Origin of the sequence: Vibrio syngnathi (assembly GCF_002119525.1) — a bacterium.
GTDB classification, from domain to species: Bacteria; Pseudomonadota; Gammaproteobacteria; order Enterobacterales; family Vibrionaceae; genus Vibrio; species Vibrio syngnathi.
Genome location: NZ_CP017917.1, coordinates 219,255 through 239,062, shown reverse-complemented (window position 1 = coordinate 239,062; position 19,808 = coordinate 219,255). Strand labels below are relative to the sequence as shown.

16 protein-coding genes are annotated in these 19,808 nt (G+C 43.5%); 9 read left to right on the top strand and 7 right to left on the bottom strand.

What is annotated here, in order from left to right:
- Positions 1-3 precede the first annotated feature (3 nt).
- Positions 4-933 carry a phosphate ABC transporter permease subunit PstC gene (gene pstC, locus K08M4_RS15980; RefSeq protein WP_009845821.1) on the bottom strand — a complete coding sequence of 310 codons (930 nt, stop codon included), beginning with the start codon at positions 931-933 and terminating at the stop codon, positions 4-6.
- A 124-nt stretch (positions 934-1,057) separates the two neighbouring features.
- Complete coding sequence (locus K08M4_RS15975; RefSeq protein ID WP_086050592.1) at positions 1,058-1,879, bottom strand: phosphate ABC transporter substrate-binding protein; 822 nt, start codon at positions 1,877-1,879, stop codon at positions 1,058-1,060.
- Between the two features lie 464 nt (positions 1,880-2,343).
- On the opposite strand from K08M4_RS15975, the gene K08M4_RS15970 reads away from it, so the two are divergent.
- Positions 2,344-3,987 carry a methyl-accepting chemotaxis protein gene (locus K08M4_RS15970; RefSeq protein WP_086050591.1) on the top strand — a complete coding sequence of 548 codons (1,644 nt, stop codon included), beginning with the start codon at positions 2,344-2,346 and terminating at the stop codon, positions 3,985-3,987.
- Between the two features lie 181 nt (positions 3,988-4,168).
- On the opposite strand, the gene K08M4_RS15965 is transcribed toward K08M4_RS15970, so the two are convergent.
- Positions 4,169-5,062 (bottom strand): lipase secretion chaperone, encoded by an 894-nt coding sequence (locus K08M4_RS15965; RefSeq protein WP_086050590.1) that lies wholly within the window; start codon positions 5,060-5,062, stop codon positions 4,169-4,171.
- A gap of 38 nt (positions 5,063-5,100) precedes the next feature.
- Entirely contained in the window at positions 5,101-6,042 is a 942-nt protein-coding gene (locus K08M4_RS15960) for a lipase family alpha/beta hydrolase (protein ID WP_086050589.1), read from the bottom strand.
- A 517-nt stretch (positions 6,043-6,559) separates the two neighbouring features.
- On the opposite strand from K08M4_RS15960, the gene K08M4_RS15955 reads away from it, so the two are divergent.
- The gene (locus K08M4_RS15955; protein ID WP_086050588.1) at positions 6,560-7,807 is read left to right on the top strand and encodes an SGNH/GDSL hydrolase family protein; all 1,248 of its coding nucleotides are present in this window, start codon (positions 6,560-6,562) and stop codon (positions 7,805-7,807) included.
- A 152-nt stretch (positions 7,808-7,959) separates the two neighbouring features.
- Here the strand turns inward: K08M4_RS15955 and K08M4_RS15950 are convergent, their stop codons facing one another.
- Positions 7,960-9,291 (bottom strand): DEAD/DEAH box helicase, encoded by a 1,332-nt coding sequence (locus K08M4_RS15950; RefSeq protein WP_009845828.1) that lies wholly within the window; start codon positions 9,289-9,291, stop codon positions 7,960-7,962.
- Between the two features lie 360 nt (positions 9,292-9,651).
- Between K08M4_RS15950 and K08M4_RS15945 the strand changes: the two genes are divergently transcribed.
- Positions 9,652-9,918 (top strand): Lpp/OprI family alanine-zipper lipoprotein, encoded by a 267-nt coding sequence (locus K08M4_RS15945; RefSeq protein WP_009845829.1) that lies wholly within the window; start codon positions 9,652-9,654, stop codon positions 9,916-9,918.
- Between the two features lie 195 nt (positions 9,919-10,113).
- Here K08M4_RS15945 and K08M4_RS15940 read toward each other — a convergent pair whose 3' ends face one another.
- The gene (locus K08M4_RS15940; RefSeq protein WP_086050587.1) at positions 10,114-11,088 is read right to left on the bottom strand and encodes a L,D-transpeptidase family protein; all 975 of its coding nucleotides are present in this window, start codon (positions 11,086-11,088) and stop codon (positions 10,114-10,116) included.
- 346 nt (positions 11,089-11,434) lie between these two features.
- Here K08M4_RS15940 and deoD point away from each other — a divergent pair, with 346 nt between their 5' ends.
- The 4 genes from deoD to K08M4_RS15920 all read left to right on the top strand — a co-directional run bounded on the left by deoD (position 11,435) and on the right by K08M4_RS15920 (position 16,930).
- A complete protein-coding gene (gene deoD / locus K08M4_RS15935) occupies positions 11,435-12,145 on the top strand; it encodes a purine-nucleoside phosphorylase (protein ID WP_004732072.1) in 711 nt (236 codons plus the stop codon).
- 80 nt (positions 12,146-12,225) lie between these two features.
- Entirely contained in the window at positions 12,226-13,695 is a 1,470-nt protein-coding gene (locus K08M4_RS15930; protein ID WP_086050586.1) for a lactate dehydrogenase, read from the top strand.
- Between the two features lie 185 nt (positions 13,696-13,880).
- Positions 13,881-15,350: a hypothetical protein gene (locus tag K08M4_RS15925; RefSeq protein ID WP_086050585.1), complete on the top strand. Its 1,470-nt coding sequence runs from the start codon at positions 13,881-13,883 to the stop codon at positions 15,348-15,350.
- Entirely contained in the window at positions 15,350-16,930 is a 1,581-nt protein-coding gene (locus tag K08M4_RS15920; protein WP_086051490.1) for a GGDEF domain-containing protein, read from the top strand. Before K08M4_RS15925 ends, K08M4_RS15920 begins: the two co-directional genes overlap by 1 nt.
- Before the next feature lie 126 nt (positions 16,931-17,056).
- On the opposite strand, the gene K08M4_RS15915 is transcribed toward K08M4_RS15920, so the two are convergent.
- Positions 17,057-17,959, bottom strand: a complete 903-nt coding sequence (locus K08M4_RS15915; RefSeq protein ID WP_086050584.1) for a DMT family transporter — start codon at positions 17,957-17,959, stop codon at positions 17,057-17,059.
- 264 nt (positions 17,960-18,223) lie between these two features.
- Here K08M4_RS15915 and K08M4_RS15910 point away from each other — a divergent pair, with 264 nt between their 5' ends.
- Both K08M4_RS15910 and K08M4_RS15905 read left to right on the top strand, forming a co-directional pair.
- Positions 18,224-18,619 carry a DUF3302 domain-containing protein gene (locus tag K08M4_RS15910; RefSeq protein ID WP_086050583.1) on the top strand — a complete coding sequence of 132 codons (396 nt, stop codon included), beginning with the start codon at positions 18,224-18,226 and terminating at the stop codon, positions 18,617-18,619.
- Positions 18,619-19,749 (top strand): HlyD family secretion protein, encoded by a 1,131-nt coding sequence (locus tag K08M4_RS15905; RefSeq protein WP_086050582.1) that lies wholly within the window; start codon positions 18,619-18,621, stop codon positions 19,747-19,749. The genes K08M4_RS15910 and K08M4_RS15905 overlap by 1 nt, the downstream gene beginning before the upstream one ends.
- Positions 19,750-19,808: the final 59 nt, after the last annotated feature.

Genomic DNA, 19,808 nt, shown 5'->3' with positions numbered 1-19,808 from the left:
ATGTTACCTCGCCTTCTCACGGTTCAAGTAAAGGAGAATTGCATTCAGAGACATGATGAAAACAAGGAGAACAACACCCGTCGCATATAACGCACTTGCGTGAATACCACTCGCGTAAGACATTTCAATCGCAATGTTCGCGGTTAGTGTACGAGCTGAATCTAAGATACCTTCAGGCATCGCTGGCGCATTGCCCATCACCATAATGATTGCCATCGTTTCACCAAGAGCACGGCCAATACCCAAAATCACGCCCGTCATAATACCTGAGCGAGCAGCCGGAACGAGCAACTTAAAAATGGTAAAGATCTTTGAAGCACCTAACGCTAAAGAACCTTCTTTGTACGTTCTTGGTACAGCACGGATTGAGGTTTCAGAAACCGTAATTACCGTAGGAAGGATCATCACACCCAGTACAATAATACCCGCCAAAATCGTGTTACCCGCGGGCACTTGAAATACATTTTGAATAAGGGGAACGATAATAACGAGGCCGAAGAAGCCGTAAACTACCGAAGGAATACCCGCTAGCAATTCGACAGCAGGACGAATGATGTCCGCCAGACGCTTTGGTGCGATTTCAGCAATAAAGATTGCCGTTAATACACCAATCGGCACACCGACCACTACCGCACCTAATGTCGATACGACAGATGCCACAATCATGGTAGCAACACCGTAAAGTGCTGGTGGGAGCCAGTTCTGCCCTAGAACGATGCCCGATAGGCCCGCTTCTTGGAATGCAGGGATACTTTCTCTAACGATGAAAAAAGCAATAACAGCAAGGGATACGATGCCGATGATTGCGCTAGTAAGAAATAAGCCGTGAAAAATACGCTCTTTCCAATCTACGCGCTTCTTTTTACGTAAGCCGCGTTTCAGTTGAGTCGCTTCGCTATTCATAAGCTGTTCACTATTCGTTGCGATGGTCATAACAAGTCTCACATATCGAAATCCTTAACACGCTGTCTAAGCGTACGGATTAACTCGAAGTGGGATAGAAAAGGCTCAGCCTGAAAAGGTAGGCTGAGCAATATTTAATTAATTTAGATATAGATTAGTTAACTGAGATGTAGCCTTTGTTCTCAACAAGAGACTGAGCTTCGTCCGTTAGCATCCAATCTAGGAACTTTTGAGTTTCAGAAGAAGGCTTACCTTCTTTGTAAAGTACTAGGAAAGGACGAGCTACTTTGTAAGAACCGTTCTTAACGTTGTCTACAGATGCTTCAGTACCGTCAATTGCAAGCGCGTTTACTGAGTTATCTACTGTACCTAAAGAGATATAGCCGATTGCGTAAGGGTTAGATGCAACCATTGTTTTTAGTGCACCGTTACCGTTAGCAACTTGAGCACGTTGAGAGATTGCTGATACTTTCGTGCCAGAAATCTTCATTTTAAGAGACATGATGTCTTCGAATGCACCGCGAGTACCAGATGCTGTATCACGAGTGATTGCTACGATTGGCTTGTCTGCACCACCAACGTCTTTCCAGTTTGTTACTTCACCTTTGTAGATAGCCGTTACTTGCTCAGCCGTTAGACCGTCAAGGCCATTCTTAGGGTTAACCACGACTGCGATGCCGTCACGAGCAACCACTTTTTCAACGAGTGTTGTTTCTTTCTCGCTATCTTTAAGGTTACGAGAAGACATACCTAAATCTGCACTGCCGTTCTTCGCCGCTTTAACACCAGCAGACGAACCTGGGCCTTGTACTTCGATAAATACGTTTGAATTCGTTTTCATGTATGTTTCAGAGAAAACTTCCATCAGTGGCGTCACGCTGCTTGAACCAACTGCTGAAATAGTTTCTTTAGCTGAAGCTGGAGTCACTGTTAGTGCACCTAAAAGAGCGATTGCACCGATAACTGTCTTTTTCATCACAAATTTCCTTAAGTGGCGTTATTGCCGTTGTGTTTAACTTGAACGGTGCCCACTTTAGAATCTGAATGTGACAGTTGTGTTTCATTAAATTGAAGCCTATATGACAGCTGACATTTATTTTCGTCTTTTTTCGTGTCAAATAACCTTGAAGCAATAAGTTTAAATAACTCATAAACGTTAAACATTTATTTCAATCTATTTAACCCAAATCGTTCAACATTCCACCAACACCGAATATTACCAATTACCGCACAGCCACCCAGAACGGGTAAGCCATAGAGAAATATAGAAAAATGCTCATTTTGCACAATAAATAACCTTATTTTATCGATTATCTATCGCATATATCTAAATCGAATGTATTACTGATTGAATTGTCATTCTCAATAGTTAGAATCACTGGATAATTATAATAAAAGCAATTGCATCTACCCATTTACTTATTTTTAGAGGGACAATACATGCGCCAACTTCTCAGTGGCTTATCAATTAAAATACAAATTCTTATTCCAGTGCTCTTTTCCGTCGTATTACTTTTGACGGGTGTCATCATCGGGGGTGACAAGCTGGAAAACGCATTTAAAGATGTATCAACAGCAACAGATCAACTCATTTTACATAAAGAAGAACTCAGCGAAATCGTCGACAATAGTTACGGCATGCGTATCAAAGCAATCTACAGCTTGTTCAATCCTGATGACGTAAACACACTCGTTGAAACGCTTAATCAAAAACGCGATCAAAACTCACGCCTACTGAGCTCATTAGACACAGTGCCCGGAATGCAAGATGAAGTCGCAGCAATGAGCAAGGCGATGGACCACTACGTTAACTTTTCACGCAATACCATGCTTCCCCTGTTAAAGGCAAAACACGGTAATTCAGTGCTACCTTCTGACTTTGATACTCGTTACCAAACGGCAATTGACCAATACCGCCATGCTGGTAATGAAATGGTAAAAGCAATCGACAGTCTTTCTAAAAAGCTAAACTTGCTTGCTACTCAACAAGTCCATACCAATGGTCAGCAACACACTAGCACCCTAAATACTGCGACTATTGGGCTTTTAGTGATTCTTTCTATTGCTCTTGTTATTAGCTGGACACTGGCTGGCATCATTGTTAAACCAATCAACAATATTCAGGCAACCATGCGCGAAGTAGCAAAAGGTAACCTGCTAGTAAAAGCCGAAGAACATGGAGACAATGAGATCTCACGTCTTGCGCAAGACGTAAACAAATCCGTTGAGCAATTGCGTGACACGGTAAGTTCACTGTCTCGAATCAGCATCGAAGTTGCGTCAGCATCGACTGAACTAGCTGCTGTAATGACACAATCAAGTGCGAACTCAGACCAAGAGAAGCAAGAAGTGGAACAAGTTGCTTCTGCCGTGAATCAACTTGAGAGCACAGCAGCAAACGTCAACGAAAATGCAGTACAAGCCGACTCCGCATCTAAGCAAGCTGACGAAATGGCGACACACAGCATGAGCTTGTTTAATGAAAGTAACCAAGCAAACGAGCAAATGGCGATTCAGCTTAGCGAAGCTGCGAACGTTGTTGGCACGCTAAAAGAGCACTCAGAGAAGATTGGTAATGTCATTGAGGTTATTCAAAGCATCTCAGAGCAAACTAACCTTCTTGCGCTTAACGCCGCCATTGAAGCCGCTCGTGCAGGTGAAAGCGGACGTGGTTTTGCGGTTGTAGCTGATGAAGTGAGAATGCTAGCAGCACGTACACAAGATTCGACCAAAGAAATCCAAACCATCATTGAAGGCTTGCAGGTTCAATCTGGTAACGCAAATGAGAGTATGAGCAGTTCGCTGTCTATGCTGGAACATAACCAGACACTTGCGGGTGAGGTAAGCTCTGCACTTTCAGGCATTGCTAACTCAGTAACGGATATCACTGAAATTAATACCCAGGTCGCCTCTGCTGCAGAAGAGCAAAGCCAAGTAACTTCAGACATTAACCGCAATATCTCAAACATCTACAGCTTAGTAAGCCAAAACGTAACAGGCATTACCCAAGCTGCTGCTGCAAGCCAAGAGTTATCAAACCTCGCAGAGCAACAAAAGCAGCAGTTAGGCTTCTTTAAGGTTTAAGGGGTAAGGGCGAATAAGCTTTAAGGTTCAGCTGTAACGGCTTATGGTATAGGCTCTAGGATACAAAATTTAAGCCTTAAACTGTAAGCACTTACTTACCATGTATAGATTGCAGTAACCGAGCTTCATTATTAAGCCAACTATTGAGTCATCAGTAGTTGGCTTTTTTAATTTCTGGAGATTAATGATCGCTCTTAGCGGCTCTGATTCTTTCAATCGCTTCGACTCTGCGAAGTTGTTTTGGCTGAAAATGCGTAGTCCGAAGCTGCGCGATAGTCTCTTGTAGCTCAATGTCAGAGAGTGCAGAGTCATTCAAAATGTCATTTCGTTCAACAAAGTAAATTTCTAAAGCTCCATCAAAGTCCGCCCTTTGTTGATCAAGCGCTTCGAGCCTCTGTGTTGCTTCTTCGCCAACCAGTTCGTGTCTCTTCAAGTACCAGCCTTGTTCATCTAAGCCCTTAGAGCTAGATAGTTGCTGCAATAACACCTGATTTTGATGACTGGCTTGAACGTAATCTGGCTGTTCAGATAGATAAGACTCAAGCCTTTGCTGATATTCTGACTCGTCTAGCCCTTCTTGTTTCAGAAGTAACTTTTCTAAAGCGATTTCCCTCATTCTGTTGTCATGGGTAAACAAAATACTTATCTCGCTCTCACTGAAAAACTGCGCTTGAAGATCGAGGAGAGCTTGATTCAGTGCGCGTAGGTCCTCTGCGGAGATTGAGGTGGTATCAAATTGGACATCTAATGATGTCAGTGCCGACTTGTACTCAAGATATTTGGCAAACAGTGCCTCATCAACGATCGCGACCTGTGATTGCTCGTGGTGTTTTGCCACATTGTCACGGATATCTTCAAGGGTTAATTCGGTATTGCCTGACACGAAATATTCCATCATGTCTTTGGCTGATGCATTGTCGATTTCGGTGTCTTGTTGAGAGCTAACCTTCAATGAAGAAGCGCTGTGTTCGTTGTTATTATATGGACTGGTATCCTCGTTCTTTAGATATAAAAAGACCGCCGCTGTGCTCATCAGGGCTATCGTGGTTATCGACAAAATAGCGGTCTTTTTCATTGTGCTTTCCTTGCTCTCTTTAAGAATGACTATGTGATCTATAAACCGGCCAACTTCAATCGATTGGCGTGTTGGCGATACAAGGTCACGGGATCAGTCTCAAAGAGATGATGGATACCCAACAACCCATTAATCTCGTCTAGGTGGTTCATTTTGTAATCATCACCAATCACTTTGCCCAAATGCGCGCTACATGCTCCCACTAACCCGTCATTAGGTTCATTGAAGGCCAAGCCAAGGATGGTCATCGCTCCGTCAGTAGGATCAAGAAGATTGGTAAAAGTGGAAGACCCTGTCCATGAATAATAATAGACACCGTTGCTGGCTTGCCATTCACCATCGCCACACTCAGACGTCGGCACGCCTTCAGGGTAAAACTGGTTGAACGCAAGCGAACCTTCAGTGGTCAACGCTTCAAGAGACGCAAGGCCATCTTGGTCAAGATCCGTTCCACCAGATAACAGGTTGATAAGCGCCGTCAATCCACCAGCCAATTTAACCGCGATACCTTCTGAAACTGACCCTTCAGATACCGTTCCGCGAACGAGATCAGCCACTTTAGATCCTTTATGAACACCACCAATGCTCGTCACCGAGGCAACAAGATCAGGTCGAACCGATGCGACATAGCGCGCAGTAGGACCACCGTGACTATGACCAACTAAATTCACTTTACTTGCGCCTGTTGCGGCTAACAATGTCTCTACTTGAGCGAGTAACTGTTCACCACGAACTTCGGAACTGTTGGTAGCAGAAACCTGAGCAACGTATACGCTAGCACCATCTTTAGTTAGAGACTCCGGTACGCCATAGAAGTAATCCACGCCTGCTAATGTATCGAAACCAAACAAACCGTGTACCAGCATAATAGGGTATTTCGTTGCAGTGTATCCGCTGGTTTCTAATGCTGATGCGCTTGTTCCGGCATATACGCCAAAACTGGATAGGCAGGCTATCGTCCAAATTAATATCTTTTTCAATGCTCTTTCCTTAAACAGATTAGACCTCTGATGAGTAAGAAAGAACATAGATGCTTATTTTATAAAATAAAAAGTGGCAACTTGATCTTTGTGATGGCGAACTTGAATTAAACAGTTGCGATGAACATTAGAAATGCAACATAGCTTGAAATAACGAACAATTAAATCATTGATTAAATTAAAATTTACCTCCCCCCCTTCTAATAACGTTTTCATTTAAGCGTTCAATAGACAAATCATCCCGTACCGGTCAATGACGACGTGTTTACCTGCGATAGTTCGTTAAAATCAAATGTTAGATATTAGCTATCTCATTTCGAAGCCATTGTTTTTCAATCAAAAAGTGGTTGGAACTTTGACACTGATGCCAGTTATGAGCCGCTAACAAACTGAATGTATTGACGAGAGTTATTGATTTTAGATATAGGTCATACCAGTTATTAGCAATTCAGTTATTAAATCAGTCACAAGCAACAACGTTTTGTTTGGCTCACTAAATATAAAAGAGAATACAGTGATGAAAAATACGGCTTTTATACTCGCGTTAACCCTGCCTTTTGGTGCTTATGCAGCTGAAGATTCAATACCGACACCTGAATCCATTACATCCGCACAAGTACTTAGTACACAAGGTTCAGAGACCTATTCTTATGTTCGATGTTGGTATCGAACCGATGCCTCACATGACTCTCCAGCCACCGACTGGAAATGGGCGAAAAAGGAAAATGGTGATTACTACACAATCAATGGATACTGGTGGTCTTCTGTTTCTTTCAAAAACATGTTTTACAGTGATACGCCCCAGCCTGAAATCAAGCAACGTTGTGAACAGACGCTCGACATCCAACATGACGCCGCAGACATCACTTACTTTGCAGCAGACAATCGCTTCTCTTATAACCACTCGATTTGGACAAATGACAACATTGTCCAAGCGAACACCATCAACCGTATCGTCACCTTCGGTGATAGTCTTTCTGACACTGGTAACCTATTTAACGGTTCTCAATGGGTTTTCCCGAACGCTAACTCATGGTTTTTAGGGCACTTTTCAAACGGTTTAGTCTGGACAGAGTATTTAGCCAAGGCGAAAGATGTGCCTCTTTATAACTGGGCAGTAGGTGGGGCAGCTGGCACCAATCAATACGTCGCATTAACCGGAGTATATGACCAAGTCACCTCTTACTTAACCTATATGAAAATCGCCAAAAACTACCGCCCAGAAAACTCGTTGTTTACTTTAGAGTTTGGCCTCAATGACTTTATGAACTACAACCGAGAAGTGGCCGATGTAAAGGCCGATTTCAGCAGCGCTTTGATCCGCTTAACGGAATCTGGTGCAAACAATATCCTGCTGTTCACCTTGCCCGATGCAACCAAAGCACCTCAATTCAAATACTCAACTGAACAAGAGATTGTTAAAGTTCGTGGCAAGATTTTAGAGTTCAACCAATTCATCAAGACGCAGGCCGAGTATTACCAAAGTATGGGTAAAAACGTGGTGTTGTTTGATGCGAGTGCGTTGTTCGCCAGCATTACCGATAATCCAGAGCAACATGGCTTTCGAAACGCGAGTGATGCCTGTCTTAATATCAATAGAAGCTCAGCAGCCGACTACCTAAAAAGTCACAGCTTAACCAATGATTGCGCAGCGCACGGATCAGACAGCTATGTCTTCTGGGGAGTAACACACCCAACGACCGCCACCCACAAATACATTGCCGACCATATCTTAGCGTATTCATTCTCAACCTTTGATTTCTAAAGCCTTTCGAATGACTCTGTAACCTGAGACAACACCTCTCAGGTGCAGAAACCAGATACAAAAAAACCGCCCTTCATAGGCGGTTTTTATTTACGCTAGCTTGTATAAAAATCTGTTTTTATAAACATAATCTTTTAGCTCACGCGAGTTGATTACTCGTCGTCAGTTTTTGGCGCAACTTTCTTCTTAGGGATAAATACGGTATCACCCACTGCCACATTCTTATGGAAGCTCTTATCGCGCTTAACCGGTTTTTTCGGCGTTTTCTTAGCTTGAGTGTTGGTTTTCTTCTTCGCAGGACCGCCTTTAGCAAAAGCAGGTTTGCGCGGCTTAATACCTTTGAACTTACCTTTTAGTCCTTCAAGTACCGAGAAGGTAAGATCTTGTTGAAGGTAAAGCTCAACACGCTTGAAGCTATCCCAATCCTTTGGACCAACCAAAGAGATTGCATCACCTTTGTTACCCGCACGACCAGTACGACCAACACGGTGCACGTATTCTTCTGTATGCTTAGGCATGTCAAAGTTAATAACGTGGCTTACGTTTGGAATATCAATACCACGTGAAGCAACGTCTGTTGTTACCAAGATCTTGTAAACCGCACGCTCGAACTGGCTCATGATTGCATTACGTTGCGTTTGGTTTAGGTTACCGCTCAATGCCACCGCTTTAAGCTTCTTCTCGTTTAGCTTCTCGGTTAGGCGATCAGTATCAGCACGAGTTGCCGTGAAAATCATCACCTGACGGTATTCAGCTTCTTCAATAACACGATCCAGAATTGCTTCTTTATGATCTAGATGGTCACATAGGTAAAACTTCTGAGTGATATCAAGGTGCTGTTCGTTAGAAACACCCACTGAGATTCGTTTAGGCGAATCTAGCATTTCATTTGCAATGTCGTTCACTTCCGCGTGATCAAGTGTCGCAGAGAACATCAACGTTTGACGGCGACGGTGTTTAGCTGCATTCGCGATACGACGCAATTCAGGTGCGAAACCTAAATCCAGCATACGGTCAGCTTCATCAAGGATCAGCGTTTCAACACCATCTAAAAACAGTGAGCGGTGCTCAAGGTGATCCGCAAGACGGCCTGGAGTCGCAACAATAAAGCGAGGGTACTTACGCAGAGCCTTAACTTGGTCGTTAAAGTTTTCACCACCCAAAATAAGTGTCGCTTCGTAAGATAGACCACCAAGCATGCTACGCAGCTCGCCATAAACTTGTTTTGCTAGCTCACGAGTAGGAGCCAAAATTACACCACGAGGATCTTTAGCAGAAAAAGCTTTTGTTTTTAATGCTTTATGTATCATCGGCAACACAAACGCCAATGTTTTTCCTGATCCCGTTTTTGATGAAGCCAATAGATCCTTACCGGCAATAGCAACAGGGATCGCTTTTGATTGGATCTCTGTCGCCTTCTTGAAGTCGTAATGTTTTAAGTTCTTCAGTAAGCGGTTATCTAAGCCTAAATCTTTAAAGTGCAAAGGACTCTCCAGTCATGATGGTATTGAATAAAATTAATTTAACGTGACATGATACCGCGAAAGTACTTTATAAGGATAGAGATCACAGAAAATTTATCCCTTTATCTCTCGTTTGCTAGAACATTGTATGCATTGATCGTAAAGAAATAACTCTCCAAAACACATCAAAACCGGCTCTCACCCCTCCATCTCATAAACGAGACATAACGTGACGCTCAGCTAATTACCTCAAAAATTTAGTAATTTCTCTAGTTATTGTTTTTGCAGTTAAAAGATTAGTCGCTACAATCATTAATGAAGCGACTATATGATAAAGAATGTATAGCGCATCTTTTGATGATAAATAAGCAAGGAGTTCTTATGAATAAGACATTAATCGCAGCTGCAGCCTCAGTTTTCATTTTAGCTGGTTGTTCTTCTGAGCCAGAAGAAGCTGCAATGTCACAAATGGATCAATTGACTAACCAAGTTGCTGAGCTAACCAGTGAAGTTGAAGCACTTAAAGGCGATAAAGCGGCAGCTGAAATGAAAGCTCAAGAAGCAGCTGCAGCCGCTATGGCAGCAAAAGAAGAAGCGGATCGTGCTAACGACCGTATCGACAACATCGCAGAGTCTTACACTAAATAGTTTGAGAGCTCAGTGCGATGAAGCTGTAGATTAAATCAGTCGTAAAATGCAGTAAATAGACAGCACCACCTCTTAACGGATGTGGTGCTTTTTTTTGGGCGTTACTAGTTCGAATAGAAGGCATTAATTCGAGTAGAAGGTATCAATTCAAGTAGACAAAAATAAACGCCCCTTATTACAGAAGAGGCAATCAAATTAGAACTCAATCACAGGTGGTGCTATCTCAACAGGCACGCCATTTTGAGCAAATATCACCGCTTTCGCTTTTGAACTTGGTAGATCCGCATCTTCAAGCCACCATTTTAATTCAACGGGGATTTGCAATAATTTCTTAGAGCCGTCGCTTCGCGTCAATGGTTCGTGAGCTTCAACAAACACGCTCCTATCTGGCTCTAAAGACACTTTGATAGGCTCATCGATTATTGTGACTTGCTCACCACGACTAACCTGTTCAAAAAGCCACTCAATATCTTTAGGTTCCATACGAATACAGCCGGAGCTGACTCGCAAGCCTATCCCAAAGTCTTTATTGGTACCGTGTATCAGATAATCACCTGCACCATAAGCAAGTCGTAATGCATACTCGCCCAGAGGGTTTTCCGGCCCAGCAGGAACCACTTTTGGTAGCTCAATCCCTTTCTCTAGATACTCTTTACGAATTGAGTTTGGAGGCGTCCAAGTCGGATTGGGTCTTTTTTGGCTTATCTTAGTGATCATCTCTGGGGTATCCCGCCCCACTCGACCGATGCCAACAGGAAATACGTGCACCTGATTTTTCTCAGGTTCAAAGAAGTACAACCTTAACTCGGCAAGGTTAATCACAATGCCTTTTCTCGGCGTATCCGGCAGAATCAAACGGCTAGGGATACTTAACACATAACCTTCAGCAGGAAGAAAAGGATCAACGCCTTTGTTTGCCGCCATTAAAGAGAGAAAACCAATATCGTATTGCTTAGCAATGATAGCCAACGTTTCGCCAGCAGCCACTTCGTGTTGTTGTATTCTGCCGACGATACGGCTTTCAGCCGGAGGCAGTACAAAGGTCGCCGCAGACACACACGACGAAGCCATCGCTGCCACAAGCATGGTGACCCTCACTAGAGGTAAAGCTACCTTACGTATCTGTGTTCTCATTGAGTGCAAAGGCGTCGAGTTAGCGCAATACGACATACAATTCCTTGGTTTGTCTTTTTATCAAAGTTTAGATTATCGCTGATCAAACGTCGCGACAACGTATTGTTGCTCCAAGCTGATATGCAACAGGCCTTTATTTGTCGTTTTTCGTCTGGACATAGCGTAATTTAACCACACAAAATCGATTGCCTCTAAACTTTCAACATATTTGGTTATCTATATGAATAATACTTTAAAGGTAGAGCAAATTTGTGACAAACATCTCACGGAGCCTCGTTTTAACTCGCTAATATTGCCTCAACAAAACGAATTCAATTCAACAGAATCGGTAATTAATAAAATCCTGTTCCTATAATTACCGTTAAAACTTTGGAGAACGACCATGGCTACACCTCATATTAATGCTCAAGCTGGTGATTTCGCAGAAACTGTACTTATGCCAGGCGACCCGCTTCGCGCAAAATACATTGCAGAAACATTCCTTGATGACGTGAAGCAAGTTTGTGACGTTCGCAACATGTTTGGTTACACAGGCACTTACAAAGGTAAGAAAGTTTCTGTAATGGGCCACGGTATGGGTATTCCATCGTGCTGCATCTATGTACATGAGCTAATTGCTGAGTACGGCGTAAAGAACGTTATTCGCGTAGGTAGCTGTGGTGCGGTACGTGATGACGTTAAACTAATGGACGTTGTTATCGGTATGGGTGCATCGACTGACTCAAAAGTAAACCGCATTCGTTTCAACAACCATGACTTCGCGGCAATCGCTGATTTCGGTCTTCTAGAAGAAGCCGTAAACCAAGCACGTGCACAAGAAGTTCCAGTTAAAGTTGGTAACGTATTCTCTGCAGACCTTTTCTACACTCCAGAAGCTGACCTTTTCGAAAAAATGGAAAAGCTAGGCATCCTTGGTGTTGATATGGAAGCAGCTGGTATCTACGGTGTTGCTGCGGATCTTGGTGCTAAAGCCCTAACTATCCTAACAGTATCTGACCACATCATCCGTGGTGAGAAACTAAGCTCTGAAGATCGTCAAAAATCGTTCAACGACATGATGAAAGTTGCTCTAGAGACTGCAATCAACATCTAACGAATTGATAAGATACATTGAAAAGCGTTACCCCGCAGCCAAGCTCACTTGGCTGCTCAAATAATCCCGAGGGGGAGATCGTGTCTAACGACAAGCTGCCAAAAGATGCGGATGGTTTGCAACTCAACTTTTGTAAAACATTGGCGTGTGACAACTTTGGCTTGAGCGATGCAAAACGGTATGTTTTGCAACACGCAAACCCTAAGCGTCCAGCGATGGTTTGTCGTGAATGTGGAGCTTTCCCCCCCTTACTTAACAATAGTGAAGTGTTAAGCGAACTTCATCGCCTAAGACAACTTCACAGCGACGGGCTCCCTGCTTGTCGTAATGATGATTGCGATAACTTTGGCTTATCGGTTCATACCCACAAACATCTTTATCATGCCTTCGGCTACAGTGGCGATAGGCAGCGTTACAGATGTAAAGACTGCCAATCAACCTTCGTTGATAAGTGGTCAGGATCCAACAAAAAACTTCAGTTTCAAGAGAACCTCATGGGCTTATTGTTCATGGGGTATTCAGTACGTGAAATTTGTAGAAAATTAGAGATCAATCCAAAAACTTTCTATGATCATGTTGACCATATCGCCAGTCGCTGTCGTCGCAAGTTGGCGATGATCGATGCTCGTTGGGTCAACCATGCTAAAGATTACGAATTCGCTTCTCACTACCAACGCCTGCAACCGAAAAGCAACAATGGTGTGGTATGGATAGCGACTGGCGAGGCACACTCTGGCTACATCCTTTGCCAACACGTCAATTACTCTCAAAATGAAGAACCATCTGGAAGTGCTGATCACAATCCTTACGATGACGTTGCACGCTTTGTGTCTAAAGAGCATTCTTCAGAAGCAAATCTCGAACTTCCTCAACCGTCTGACAAACTGAAAGAGCGCATTGAGCAGCAATATCAAGTAATTCTTGCGAGAGGCAATGTAGAGGATCCAATGGGGAACCTTACGACATTCAGTTACCCTTCGAAGGGCGCGCTAATTCGACCGCCTTATACTTCCTATGCTCACTTCCTACATGTGCTTGATATGTGTGATGAGAAAAAGCATGTCACGATCTATATGCCACAAGATCCATTACTAAGATCTGCCGCTCTAAGCGTTTGCTTGCCACGCATTCAGAGTCAAAATGTTGACCTTATGTATGTAGAGGAAGACTCAGGTTGGCAAGATGACCAAAATTTTGAAAAGATCGACATCGTTCATATGAGTTGGTGGCGCGATCGTTGGGCTATCGCGAGTCAAGGTGACAACCAAAAAGGTATCTGCTACCTAACGGGTAATAATCCAGAACCAAAACAGTGGTTTAATACAGCCTCAATTCAGCAAACAAAGTTCTATCAACAACGTTTTCAGTTGTTATTCGACAGCTTCATCAATGAGCCAAGACGTAAACTTCGCCCTGGGGGCATTCTTCCATTACTCGACATATTTAGATCTTGGCACAATCTGTGCTACCAAGATAAGGAAGGGTTGACGGCAGCACAACGCTTAGGTGTGACAGAGCAGCCATTAACCCTTAAGCAATTGCTTTCATAGGGGTGTACATCTAGAGGTGCACTCTAGAACTCGTTGATTTAAAAGCAAAAGCATGAGATAACACCCAAAATTGGAAAAGATACGTGTCCCCTTTATGCTCAGCGAGAGATAATTGATGCTTATCCTCAATCACACTCCTATAATGATTGTGTTATCAATATGTTCGATAATTATGGATCTAAGCCTTGGACAAAAATCAGTACCTTCTTGAAACCGAACTAGAACAACTCAAAACTCGCGTTGATTCTGAGCCATTGGTGATCCTAGAGATTGCACAACAATGCCTAGTCAGATCAGAGCAAGTTCTGTTTGAAGAGGGCGCTATCCAGTCATTAATGTTAATGGCAAGATGTTGTTGGAACCTTATGGATTACCAGAAAGGTTTAAAATACATCAAGGAAGCCTACAAGCGCCAAAGCCGATTAGATACCGATCATTTTCTCCCTGAAATTCTCCACTTACACGCACTCCAATTCTGGGGACAAGCCAAGTATTACTCCGCCCAGCAGTTCTGGATCAATGCATTAGAACAATCTGCACTGGTTGATGAAGTGGAGATTCAAATTGAATGCCTCATTGGCCTTGGCAACATTTGGCGAATGACTCACGAATATAAACTTGCACGCTCTACCCACCAGCTCGCTGTAAAAGTGGCGAATAACAGCCGCATTGGTTGGTTAGAAGGCAAAGCAAGAATACTTCTCGCATGGGATTACTACCTGCTCAACAACTATGTTGAAATGCTGTCGGTGCTCGACGGTGCAGAAGAAGCACTAAAAGAATATAAAGATAATACTTGGCACGCTGAAGTATGGGATTTTCGAGGCCTTGCCCTACTTGGCCTTGAACGTTTAGATGATGCAGAACGGGCCACAGCCAAAGCGCACAAGCTAGCAGTAGAGCACAACCTGGTATGGATGAAAGCGCATTCCTACATCAGCAGAGCTAGACTGGAGCTCTTAAGAAAGAGACCAGAACAAGCCGCCGAGTTGCTAAGGCTCGCAGAAGAGTCAGCAAACGAATTCGATAATGGCGAACTGCTTAGCCAAATTTGTTATCAACAGTCTTTAGTCGCAGAAGAAAATCAAGATTTTGAAGCCGCATTGATCGCTTTTAAGAAGTACCGTCAATATTCTACCGGCATGCTTAAAGAACAAACAAATCGTGTCGGTTTAGACAAAGCGCGCAGTTCAAAACGCCAGCTTGAACAAAGAGCTCGTAAGCTAATTAACCGCATTCGAGGTCAACACGAACACGACCCGGAAAAGCACCTCTCTTATGTCGTTTCCGAAACCTTCTGGTGGGAAAAACTGGTACTATTTAAGACGGAGCTTAAACGCTCTAACCACTGCATCATCATGTTCCATCACATCGATACCGATTACTTAGATGTCTGTACCGAGATAGCACATACCTTGTGTAATCAGAACGACTTCATTGCAAGGCTAAGTTCGGAACGTGTGGCTCTTATGCTTTCCGAAAAAGACGAAGCTGCTGACCAGATCTTCAAAACTCTGACCACCATGCTAGATATCTATCCATGGCACAGAAAAGGATTAAAAGGTTCGAGACCGACCGTCAGCCTCAACGATATTTTGACGTTCCCGTTCACTCTTGAACAACTAGAAGAAGACGATGCTGAGGTAACAGAATGATGGAAACCCTATTAAGCAAGATTACAGATGCAGGTCTAGATCCTTCATCGGTATCGGGTGAAGAGGCGATCATATTCTGGAATCATATTCGCCAACACGTTTCGACGACACAAACAGAACAAGCACACTGTTACATCATCAGCTCTGAGTACCGCGCCGAGTTACAACAAAATCAAACCAGTATTGATGAATTAAAACTGGCACTCGACCTACTCCACCTTCCTACAGATATAGAAGATATTCTTACTGTAAAGACCAGCTTAAGTAATCGCTTGGTTGAAATTGGTGATTACACGTCGGCACTGAATGAATTCGTCAGCTCATCGACAATCGCCGTTGAGCACGGACATATCGATGAATATGTAATGGCTATCTTAGGTATGGGGAACCTGTGTGACGCTTACGGAGACCACAGCAGAGCTCTTCGCTACTACCAAAAAATCAATAGCATAGATCACGCGATAAGCAGTCGATCACTTCGTCTGAAATTCAAGCTTTATATGGTAGCAAGTCTGCTACTGCTCAACCGAATAACGGCGGCCAGCGACTTACTGAACGAATGCGAAGAACTGAGCATTTTAGTGAGTGATAAGCTACTCACAGCTCAGATACTGTTGTATCAAGCAAAAGTGCTCCGTGCTAAGAAAAAGCACCATGAAGCGCTTCGTTGTCTGTCAAAAATTCAATATCCAGCCAACAGTACTCAAGCAAGTTGGCTCGCGACCATGACTCGTCTAGAGTTAGCACATTGCTTGAGTGCGACCGGAAAGCAAGACTATGCAAGTATGATCTTGTCGAGCACCCACAAACGTGTGAAGCCCGGCTCGTCACCAGTGCTTGCGAAGCGCTTCTATGATTCCCTAAGTGATGTGTGTATGAATCAAGGGCGTTTTCAAGAAGCGCTGAGCTACGAGAAGAAAGGCTACCGAATTGAAACGGATCTGATGAAGCAGATCCCGATCAGCGAACTTGGTGCAAGCCAACTGCGCCGTCTATCTCGATTTGAATTACAACTTAAACTCATTCTCTCCGAACAAGAGAACAAAGAGCTTAAAGAGACAACAGAGCAACATAAAAATACAGTTGCTCAGCTACAACAAGATGTTTTCACCGATCCACTGACTGGGTTACACAACCGTCGCTGGTTAGATGTAAAACTGAAAGATCTACTGCTACACGAAACGCCTTTTGCATTAATGGTTATCGATATCGACCACTTTAAGTCAATCAATGATGAACTGAGCCACTTAGTGGGCGATAAAGCGATCGTCAACGTTTCTCAAGAACTGCGTTCATACTTCAAGTTTAGAGGCGCGTCATGTGTCAGGTTTGGCGGAGAAGAGTTTCTCGTCATCCTTGAGAATACTGACCTTGCAAAAGCAGAAATGCACTCAGAAAATTATCGAGAGCGTATCTTCCAATTTGGGTGGCATGAAATACTCGGCGAGCGCGGTTTAACCGTGAGTATCGGTATCACTTTGCATCGCGAGGGAGAAAATACTCAGCGTACCTTCTATCGTGCAGATAAAGCCCTATACCGAGCAAAGGCTAATGGTCGAAATCAGGTCTGTACTGAGTAGTTGCAATCGATAGAGCATGATCTGAGAGTAACTATATAGATGAGAGAAAATACAGACTAACTCTCATTCAGTGCAGCACTACTCTCAAATAACCTTCAATCTAGTTAGGTTAGTGATAGCAATAGGCTATTGATAGAAAAACAGAGAGATCCCCCCCAGAGCGACAAGTGTCCCGATTAGACTTTGTTTTGACACCTTTTCCCCTTTAAGCGCATAGATCACCAAAATAAAAACCGGACTAGTCGCAATTAATGTTTGAGCAATCGCTGGATTAGCATTTTTCAACGCCACTTGCTGAAGCCATAGAGCGAGAAACGTCCCGACAAAGATTGCCCCTAATAACCAAAGTTTATCGAGCTTGGTCATTGCCCATAAATCTCTTTTTATCGATGAGTACGGCTTCTTTTCAACGAAAGGGATAATCAGCATTACAGCAAACACGCCTATCGTCAGGCGAATCAAAGCGCCTAACAGAGGTGGAACATCACCTGCAACTAACGCGTAGTGGGAAATCACCACGCCCGACGCCTGACAAACACTTGCCATAAGCCCAAATCCAATACCACTCCATTGTGCTTTATCTGTAGAATCACCGTTCGCCGATTTCGACGGCTGAAAGACCACAAAGGTCACCGCTAATGTTGTTATCACGACACCGAGCCAACTCTGCAATGTGAGTGCCGCGCCAAGAAACATTAATGCCAAAACACCAGAAAGAGGGGGAGCCAGAGATTCCAGCAACAAGGTCTTATTGGCACCAATTCTTTTTAATGCCGCAAAATAAGCACTGTCACCAACTGCGATACCAATGACTCCCGAGATCGCCAAGATCCAAAAATGGTTAGCACTCAGTTCGAATTCAGGCATCGGTATTAACGGCATGACTAAAAGCATCATGCCGGAGGCTACAACACCCTTAACTATATTCAACTGCATCGCAGAGAAGCGATGCCCAAACTGCCCGTAAATCCATGTTGCACACGCCCACACCATCGCAGCGCCAATGGCCGCTAATTCACCTATATACATCCGCATTTATCCTTTGTTGTATGTGGTTATTGTGGCAATGCGCGCCGTTTACATCAGAACTGTCATCTTGTCAGCAAGAATACCAACAAGAAATCCGAAATAACTATTCAAGTTCAATTGAATTTTATAAGACCCATCAATGGTTTTGTTCTCATTATCAGCGGCAACATATTATTTGCAGATTGGTAAATCATTTTGATAACAATTACTTGGATGATAGCGTAGTATATTTATAACTAACATCTAACATTACAAGGATCTGTTATGTTTTTAGACTACTTTGCACTCGGTCTACTGATTTTCGTAGCATTAGTTATCTTTTACGGCATCATCGTTATTCACGATATTCCCTATGAAATTGCGAAAGAACGCAATCACCCTCATCAAGATGCTATCCATGTATCAGGCTGGGTTAGCCTATTCACTTTACACACTATTTGGCCATTCCTTTGGATTTGGGCTACGTTGTGGCGCAAAGATCGTGGTTGGGGTTTCGCTAAGCTTGAAGAAGAACAACACGATATTCATCACCGAGTCGACACTCTCATCGACCAAGTGAGTACACTTCAGAACGAAATCGCACAGCTAAAGCAAGCGGGCACTGAGCAAAACAGCACAGAGATAGAAACAAACAACGTTCAAGATCAGGAGACTAAGTAATGGATTTACTGCTGATAATGACCTACGCGGCACTTTGTATTACGATTTTCAAAGTATTCAACATCCCGCTAAACAAATGGACTGTCCCCACTGCCGTTCTGGGTGGTGTTGTCCTCATCGGTACTTTGATTCTATTGATGAACTACAACCACCCTTTCACACAAATCGGTAATCAAGTTTACTCAACCACACCGATTGTTTCTGGGGTTCGAGGCAAAGTTATCGAGGTTCCGGTTGAAGCGAATAAACCTCTCACGAAAGGCGATATCCTTTTCAAGATAGACCCAATTCCTTTTGAAGCTGAAGTGGCTAAGCTGCAAGCCAAAGTAAAAGAAGCGAGCCAAGGCGCCTTAGGTCTAGAGTCCCAAGTTGGAGAAGCAGAAGCCGCCAAAATCAAAGCCATTGCCGAAAGAGATAAAGCTCAGCGCGAGTTTTCTCGTTACAAACGTGGTTTTGAGAGTGGTGCATTCACTGAACAACAATTAGATACTCGCAGACAAGCTTATAAGGGTGCAGAAGCCGCAGTAAAAGTAGCCGAAGCGAACCAGCAACAAGCTCAGATCGCACTTAACTCTGAGATTGGTGGTGAGAATACCGCGGTAGCAGGCTTACTTGCTGATTTGCGTAAAGCTGAATTCAACCTTGACCAAACGGTGGTAAGAGCACCAACCGATGGCTACGTAACTCAACTAGCACTGCGTCCAGGTGTAATGGCTGTACCACTACCATTAGCGCCTGTGATGACCTTTGTTCACACTGAAGCACAATTTTATACCGCAGCCTTTAGACAAAACTCACTACAACGCCTGCAACCTGGCTACGAAGCTGAGTTTCTATTTAGAGCACTGCCAGGAAAAGTGTTTAAAGGACGCATTGATGAAGTGATCCCAGCGATTGGTGAGAGTCAATTCCAAGCTCGAGGCACACTTCTAGGTACTGACGCACTGCGTACCAGCGGCCGTGTATTTGTTAAGCTGACCATCACTGATGACCTGTCTGAGTACCATTTGCCTATGGGTACTGCCGTTGAAGTAGCCGTTTATTCTGACAGCTTCACTCACGTATCTATCATGCGTAAAGTACTTATTCGCATGAAGAGCTGGCAAAACTATCTATATCTAGACCACTAACCGTATCTAGACCACTAAATGGTCGTCAGTATACGACGAACCCTCTTAACATATTGTTA